9 protein-coding genes are annotated in these 7380 nt (G+C 37.3%); 7 read left to right on the plus strand and 2 right to left on the minus strand.

The window, feature by feature from the left end; all coding sequences use genetic code 11:
* Positions 1-116: 116 nt before the first annotated feature.
* Complete coding sequence (locus B3I52_RS01155) at positions 117-638, minus strand: NADPH-dependent FMN reductase (protein WP_293297638.1); 522 nt, start codon at positions 636-638, stop codon at positions 117-119.
* A 177-nt stretch (positions 639-815) separates the two neighbouring features.
* Between B3I52_RS01155 and B3I52_RS01160 the strand changes: the two genes are divergently transcribed.
* Genes B3I52_RS01160 through lepB form a run of 5 tightly spaced genes read left to right on the plus strand, consistent with a single transcriptional unit; the run spans position 816 to position 5192 of the window.
* Entirely contained in the window at positions 816-1619 is an 804-nt protein-coding gene (locus tag B3I52_RS01160; protein ID WP_293297641.1) for a ParA family protein, read from the plus strand.
* A 9-nt stretch (positions 1620-1628) separates the two neighbouring features.
* Entirely contained in the window at positions 1629-2528 is a 900-nt protein-coding gene (locus B3I52_RS01165; protein WP_293297644.1) for a ParB/RepB/Spo0J family partition protein, read from the plus strand.
* Positions 2528-3196, plus strand: a complete 669-nt coding sequence (locus B3I52_RS01170) for a DUF5683 domain-containing protein (RefSeq protein WP_293297647.1) — start codon at positions 2528-2530, stop codon at positions 3194-3196. Before B3I52_RS01165 ends, B3I52_RS01170 begins: the two co-directional genes overlap by 1 nt.
* 54 nt (positions 3197-3250) lie before the next feature.
* Entirely contained in the window at positions 3251-3994 is a 744-nt protein-coding gene (gene dapB, locus B3I52_RS01175) for a 4-hydroxy-tetrahydrodipicolinate reductase (RefSeq protein WP_293297650.1), read from the plus strand.
* A 1-nt stretch (position 3995) separates the two neighbouring features.
* A complete protein-coding gene (gene lepB, locus B3I52_RS01180) occupies positions 3996-5192 on the plus strand; it encodes a signal peptidase I (RefSeq protein ID WP_293297653.1) in 1197 nt (398 codons plus the stop codon).
* A gap of 87 nt (positions 5193-5279) precedes the next feature.
* Here lepB and B3I52_RS01185 read toward each other — a convergent pair whose 3' ends face one another.
* Positions 5280-5651, minus strand: a complete 372-nt coding sequence (locus B3I52_RS01185; RefSeq protein WP_293297656.1) for a DoxX family membrane protein — start codon at positions 5649-5651, stop codon at positions 5280-5282.
* A gap of 406 nt (positions 5652-6057) precedes the next feature.
* Here B3I52_RS01185 and B3I52_RS01190 point away from each other — a divergent pair, with 406 nt between their 5' ends.
* Both B3I52_RS01190 and B3I52_RS01195 read left to right on the plus strand, forming a co-directional pair.
* Positions 6058-6627 carry an RNA polymerase sigma factor gene (locus B3I52_RS01190; RefSeq protein ID WP_293297658.1) on the plus strand — a complete coding sequence of 190 codons (570 nt, stop codon included), beginning with the start codon at positions 6058-6060 and terminating at the stop codon, positions 6625-6627.
* On the plus strand, positions 6608-7363 hold the full coding sequence (locus B3I52_RS01195; RefSeq protein ID WP_293297661.1) for a hypothetical protein: 756 nt from the start codon (positions 6608-6610) through the stop codon (positions 7361-7363). The genes B3I52_RS01190 and B3I52_RS01195 overlap by 20 nt, the downstream gene beginning before the upstream one ends.
* The last annotated feature ends 17 nt before the right edge of the window (positions 7364-7380 follow it).

A 7380-nucleotide genomic window follows, 5' to 3' on the forward strand; every position in this document is an offset into this window, starting at 1 on the left:
ATCTTTATAATGCACTACGGGTTAACTAGTATTAGGAGTAAGGACAGTTAACCGATTTATAAAACTTAAACAGTTAACCATTTATATTTCGGACTTCCTGGCTATAACCTTTCGGACTAATAAGCAATAAACTTATCTATTTGTTGATTGGTAAACTTCAAGGTGTCTTCCATAAAGAAATCGCCATTTTCATTAATTTCCTGTTTAATATTTGCAATGTGCAAGCGCAAAGGCATTACGTGTAAATGTAAATAAGCGCAAACCCCATTAAAATGCTCTACACCTCTAATATTGCCATATTTTCCAGAAGAAATACCAACCAAACAAGCTTTTTTATCGTAAAAACTTTCTGGGAAAGCACAGGCGTCAATCAGCGCTTTTAATACCCCGGGGTAACTCCCGTTATACTCTGGAATAACAAACAAAAACTTGCTGGTATTGGTAATCAATTCTTGGATTTTATCGAAGGTTTCAGTTTTTTTCCCGTATAAACTATTGGCAAGAAAGTTTTCTGGTAAATCTTGTAAATCAAAAAGGTTGGTTTGTAAACCCTTTTTAGCCAGTTCATTTTGATAATATTTGGCAACTTTTAGCGTATTGCTATGGGGTCTGTTGGTTCCGGCTATAATAGTTATCATAAAAAAATTGTTAATAAGATGTGTAAAACACAAACAATGCCGATACTAATATTTAGATTTAGTTCGTATCTTAGCTAATTGTTAAAAGGTGCCTAAACGTTACAAAAATAGCATTTTTTAAAGATTTTTAATTTAAAATTAAGCCCGCTACATTTGTGGCGTTTTCAAAGAAAATAAATGAGTAAAATTATTGCTTTAGCAAACCAAAAAGGAGGAGTTGGAAAAACCACCTCGTCTATTAATTTAGCAGCTAGTTTAGCCGTTTTAGAATATAGAACGCTTTTGGTTGATGCTGACCCACAGGCCAACTCTACTTCGGGTATTGGTTTTGACCCAAGGAATATCAAAAATAGCATTTACGAGTGCATTATTAATGATGTGGAGCCCGCGGATGCAATTGTGAAAACAGACACGCCTAATTTAGATTTGTTGCCAGCACACATAGATTTGGTAGGTGCCGAGATAGAAATGATTAATTTGGCCAATAGGGAATATAAAATGAAAGCCGTATTGGAAAAAGTGAAAGACCAATACGATTTCATTATCATAGATTGCTCACCTTCTTTGGGTTTAATTACCATTAACTCTTTAACTGCCGCCGATTCTGTAATTATTCCGGTACAATGCGAATATTTTGCATTAGAAGGTTTGGGTAAATTATTAAATACCATCAAAATTGTACAAAACAGGTTAAACCCTGCTTTAGAAATCGAAGGTATTTTATTAACGATGTACGATGTGAGGTTACGTTTATCTAACCAAGTGGTAGAAGAAGTGCGAACCCATTTCCAAGATTTGGTTTTCGAAACCATTATACAGCGTAACACCCGTTTAAGCGAGGCTCCAAGCTATGGTATATCGGTAATTATGCACGATGCCAATAGCAAAGGCGCTATCAATTATTTGAATTTAGCAAGAGAAATTGTTCGTAAAAACGGATTGCTTAAAGAAGAGCAAGAAGAAAACACCGCAAGTATTTAAGATTTATAGATGACATCTTTTCAAAGAAAAACAGGATTAGGTAAAGGATTAAGTGCGCTTTTGGATGATAACGAAACGGTTAATACCCCTAAGCCTGCCGTAGAAAATATAAATGTAACGCCATCGGTTGGCAGTATTAGCGCCATTAGTATTGCTGATATTGAAACTAACCCATACCAGCCACGTACCGAATTTGATCAGGTTGCGCTTAACGAGTTAGCAGATTCTATTAAAGTACAAGGCTTAATACAACCTATTACCGTTCGCAAAAACGGAAATAAATACCAACTAATTTCTGGGGAACGTAGATTTAGAGCTTCAAAACTGGCTGGCCTAACCGAAATTCCGGCTTATATTCGTACTGCCGACAATCAGCAAATGCTGGAAATGGCACTCATTGAAAACATTCAGCGTGAGAACTTAAATGCAATTGAAGTGGCGTTGAGTTTTCAGCAAATGATTGACGAATGTAATTTAAAAGCAGAGCAATTGGGCGAACGCGTAGGTAAAAACAGAACTACGGTTGCCAATTATTTAAGGCTGTTGAAACTTCCGCCAGCTATCCAAGCTTCTATTCGCGACAATAAAATTTCAATGGGGCACGCCCGTGCTTTAATTTCTGTAGAAGATGAAGGCAAGCAACTTTTCATCCACCAAGAAATTTTAGAGAAAGGACTTTCGGTGCGTAAGGTAGAGGAGTTGGTACGCGGTATTCACCATGTGCAGGTAAAATCTCCTGTTAAGCAAGAACCAGTTTCTTTCGAATATCAAAAGTTGCAGAACGATTTGGCTTCTAAATTTGCCACTAAGGTGAAATTAAAGGTGAAAGAAAATGGCAAAGGAGCAATAGAAATACCATTTGTAAGTAACGACGACTTAAGTCGTATTTTAGAACTTTTAGATTGGTAATGCGAACGTTTTTGCTTTCTGTAGTGCTGTTTTTCATTTTTACTTGGGTAAATGCGCAAAACCCTACAACTACAATAAAGCAAGATACTTCGGCTAGGTTAGATACCATTGCCCCTCCTAAATATATAAATCAAGGTAAAATTGCAGGGAAAAAGGCGGTTTATCGCTCACTTATTTTTCCGGGTTTAGGTCAAGTTTACAACTATGGTTTAGTGGTTGATGACGTAAAAGCTGGAAGAACACAAAGCAAGAGAATTGGCCAAAAACTATATATTATCGGTAAAATTGGGGCTATTTATGCTGGCGGTACCATGCTGGTAATGTCTTATATAGACAATAACAATAATTACCATAGGTTTTTAAGGGAGTTACAATATAGACAATTAAACGGCACACCCGATCCCGATAATGGGCTAACCCAGTACCCCGATGCCAATGCGCTAACCGTAGCCAAAAATATTTATAAACGTAATAGAGAAGTGGTCTTAATTTCATTGGTAGGCCTGTATGGCTTAAATGTTTTAGATGCCTATGTAACCGCACGTTTAAAATACTTTAACGTAGATGAGACCCTTTCCTTAAAAGTGTCGCCCTCTATTATAAATACAAATACAATGTACGGTTTTAGCAACGTGGCGCCGGCATTAAAGCTTACACTGAAATTATGAAACCAATCTCGAGGTTGTTGAGAGAGTTTTCATTAACATAATAAAAATAAATAGATGAAAATAGCACTTTTAGGCTATGGCAAAATGGGCCAAATTATAGAGCGTTTTGCTACCGAACGTGGGCACGAAATTGTGCTTAAAATTGGAATAGACAATCTTAATGATTTTACCATAGAAAATTTGAAACAGGCAGACGTGGCAATAGATTTTAGTGCCCCAGATGCCGCGGTAAGCAATATTTATAAATGTTTTGAAGCTAAAGTACCTGTGGTAGTAGGTACAACAGGTTGGTATGGTGAGTTGCAGAACATTAAAAATGATTGCGAACAAAGTAACAATACCTTGCTATACGGCTCTAACTTTAGTATTGGCGTAAATATTTTCTTCCACTTAAATAAGGTATTAGCAAAGCTGATGAATAACTACCCAGCTTATGATGTACAGGTAGAAGAAATACACCATACGCAAAAATTAGATTCGCCTAGCGGAACAGCAATGACCCTTGCCGAAGATATTATTGAAGAATTGGATAGCAAGAAAGAATGGGTTAATGAATTGCTAGGAACACCTATTCCAGATAAATTAACCAATAATCAATTGCTTATCGAATCGCACAGAATCGAAAATGTGCCAGGTACACATACAGTTGTTTACGGTTCTGAGGTTGACGATATTGAGATTAAACACACTGCACACAGTAGGACAGGCTTTGCTTTAGGCGCAGTGGTGGCCGCAGAGTGGTTGCAAAATAAAAGAGGTTTTTACAGCATAGCTGATATATTTAATTTTAAAGATTGATATGAATTGGAAATTCTGGCAAAAGAAAAATGATTCTGATAAGCCTAAAACGAAAAAAAGCAAAACAAGAGAATGGGTTGATGCTATCGTTTTTGCGGTAGTTGCAGCCACTATTATTCGTGTGTTTTTTATTGAAGCTTACACCATTCCTTCTGGTTCAATGGAGCGTTCGCTTTTGGTAGGCGATTTCCTTTTCGTAAGTAAGGTGAACTATGGTGCCCGTGTACCGATGACACCTGTAGCTTTCCCTTTTGCACATCATACTATGCCTTTTATCAATACTAAAGCCTATTGGGATGGTGTACAATGGAAATATAGAAGATTGCCAGGTTTACAGGATATCAAACGTAATGACGTAGTGGTTTTCAATTTCCCAGAAGGCGATACCGTAGTGCTGGAACGTCAAGACGACAATTATTACCAGATGCAACTGCGTGGCGAAAGCAGGGAATCTATTTGGTCGGGTTTTTCTGTAGTAAGCAGGCCGGTAGATAAACGTGAAAACTTTATTAAACGTTGCATTGCCATTGCCGGCGATACCATTAGCATGCGAAATGGTTTGGCGGTAGTTAACGGCACTCCTTCTCCTTTGGTGGGTACCGGTGGTTTTGCCTATAGCGTAGAATTTACTACAGCAGATGTAAACTTGAAACTTTTTGAAGAGCTGGGCTGTGAAAACTTAAACCCAACGGCACTGCCTACCATTTATACCTTTGATGCAACGCCAAATGTAATTACGGAATTGAAAAAATCTCCTTACGTAAAAGCGATCAAAGAAGATTTAATGCCAACTGATGAACAGGATATCTTGATTTTTCCTCATGATAAAAGCAGAAAGTGGAATTTAGATAACTACGGCCCATTTGTAGTGCCTAAGAAAGGATGGACGGTTACTTTGGACAGCTTAAATATGCCTTTGTACGAAAGAGCTATTCGCATTTATGAAGGTAATAAATTAGAAAAAGTAGGTAATGATTGGATGTTGAATGGTAAAAAAGCAAACTCTTATACCTTTAAAATGGATTATTATTGGATGATGGGCGATAACCGTCACCAATCTGCAGATTCGCGTTATTGGGGTTTTGTACCCGAAGACCACATTGTAGGTAAAGCACTGTTTATTTGGTTAAGTATTGATGGGGAAGGTTCGTTCTTGAATAAGATAAGATGGAGCCGAATTTTTAAAGGCATACATTAATAAACTATCGTCATTCAAAATTTATTTTAGCAGCACTTCTACAAAGTATAAAAAAGCATCACCCCAAAAAGTGATGCTTTTTTATTGCTACTTCATAATTAGTTTGTATTTGCCACAGTTGTCAAAAATGATCCAAATGTTGATGGCGAATAGTATTACAGCCATAATTATTCCTTCTGGTGCTACGGTAAGGTGATGTAAGAGTATGCCAACCATTATTGGGAGTATAACAATAGCGCCTAAAGCCCTAGTTTTTGGTGTAGCGAATAATGTACCACCTATAATTTCCATGCTTGCCAATAAGGGCATTAGCCAAGGGATAGACATTAAGGCTGTCATTACCTTAAGCTGATTGGCCGGTAACTCTGGCACAGGTAGGTAATTGAAAAATTTGTTAAGACCTGCATTGATGAACATGAGCCCAAATAGTACGCAGATAATAATTTTTACGATTTTCATTTGTCTTAGTTTTTGATTTACTTAAAGTTAAGTAAAAGTGGGATAAAAATGCAAGAGGTTATTTTTTGCGATTTGCTATTTCTACATAAGCTTTTGTTCGCTAAACCTGATAGGAGTGGTTATAATTTTGCTTGCGTCATTTCGACGAGGAACGAGGAAATCTGTTCGTTAGTAGTACTTAGCTGATAGATTTCTCTCTGCGTTCGAAATGACGGTAAAGCGCAAAAGATTATAACGAAAAGCGGGACTGAATTAGCCGAAGAACTAGTATTTTTGCTTTCCAAAAGCAATAACATCTACTGATAATCATCATCCACTTTTGAAATAATTAACAAAATTCAAAAATAATTAGAAAGGCTTGCAACCTTTGGGTACGATTGTGCATCTACCCTATACAAGCAAACAAATGAAGGTGGCAAAAACATATACATTAAATGAACTGATGGAAGGCTGTAAGGCCGGCAACAGGCAGATGCAGGAAATGCTGTACAGGCAAACGGCATCGAAAATGTTGGCGGTTTGTATGCGATATGCCAAAGATAGAATGGAGGCCGAAGATGTATTGCAGATGGGTTATGTAAAGATTTTTCAGAAGGTGAAAGAGTTTAAGGGCGAAGGTTCTTTTGAAGGATGGATACGCCGCATTATGGTTAATACTGCTATTGAAAGCTATAGAAAAAACCTGCGTAATTTAAGCGTAGTGCCTATTGAGGAAGCGCATGAACAACCATCTACAGGTTTTGATTTTAGCCGTTTGGGTATGCAGGATTTGATGAAAGTAATACAAAAATTGGCCGACGGTTATAGAATGGTGTTCAATATGTACGCCATTGAGGGATATTCGCACAAAGAAATTGCCGAAACGTTAGGAATTACAGAAGGAGCGAGCAAATCGCAACTTTCTAGGGCAAGAGCTATTTTACAACAAGAAATTTTAAAATTGGAGGGCTTTGGTTATGCAACACATGCCGGATAAAGATTTTGATAAGCTGTTTAAAGACAGTTTTATGGATGCAGAAATTGAACCATCTGCAGATTTATGGGGCAATATTGCCGAGCAATTGGAACCTAAGAAAAAACGTTCGTTTCCTGTTTTATGGATGGCAGCGGCTAGCGTAACAGTGGTAGCTTCGGTAATGTTGCTTACGCAAAATAACGAAAAGGTTTACCTACATAGCTCGGCAGAAAATGCTTTAACAAACACTACCGATGAGGTGTATAGCCTGCCTGTGGCTACTGCCAGCGAAATAACAGCTACCCGTGCAGCAGTATTGCCAGAGCATAAAGTTATTACTCGTACGCTGCTAAAAAGAGAGCTTGTAGAAGTAAGTGATGTACCTATTGAAGACGCTCCAAAAAATAATTTTATCGCGATGCAACCATCTGAAAAGAATGAGCATCTACTTATTAAGAAAGCCGAAGTAAAACCTTTAGATATTGTTTCTCAAGAAACTGTAGTGGAGCATAACGAAGCTAGGATGATTGCCCAAGTGGATACGAAAACAGCAACAGTTGACGATATAGTTACAACAGATGAAACTAGCGACAACAAAAAAGGCATACGTAATGTAGGAGATTTAGTTAATTACGTGGTAGATAAGGTAGATAAGAGAGATAAAAAAATTATCAAGTTTGATACTGACGATGATGATAACTCGTCGATAATAGGACTAAACATTGGTTTTTTGAAACTGAATAAGAAAAATAAATAAGAGCAGGATTTTAGGAT

This window comes from Pedobacter sp. UBA4863 (assembly GCF_002399615.1).
Lineage (GTDB): Bacteria > Bacteroidota > Bacteroidia > Sphingobacteriales > Sphingobacteriaceae > Pedobacter.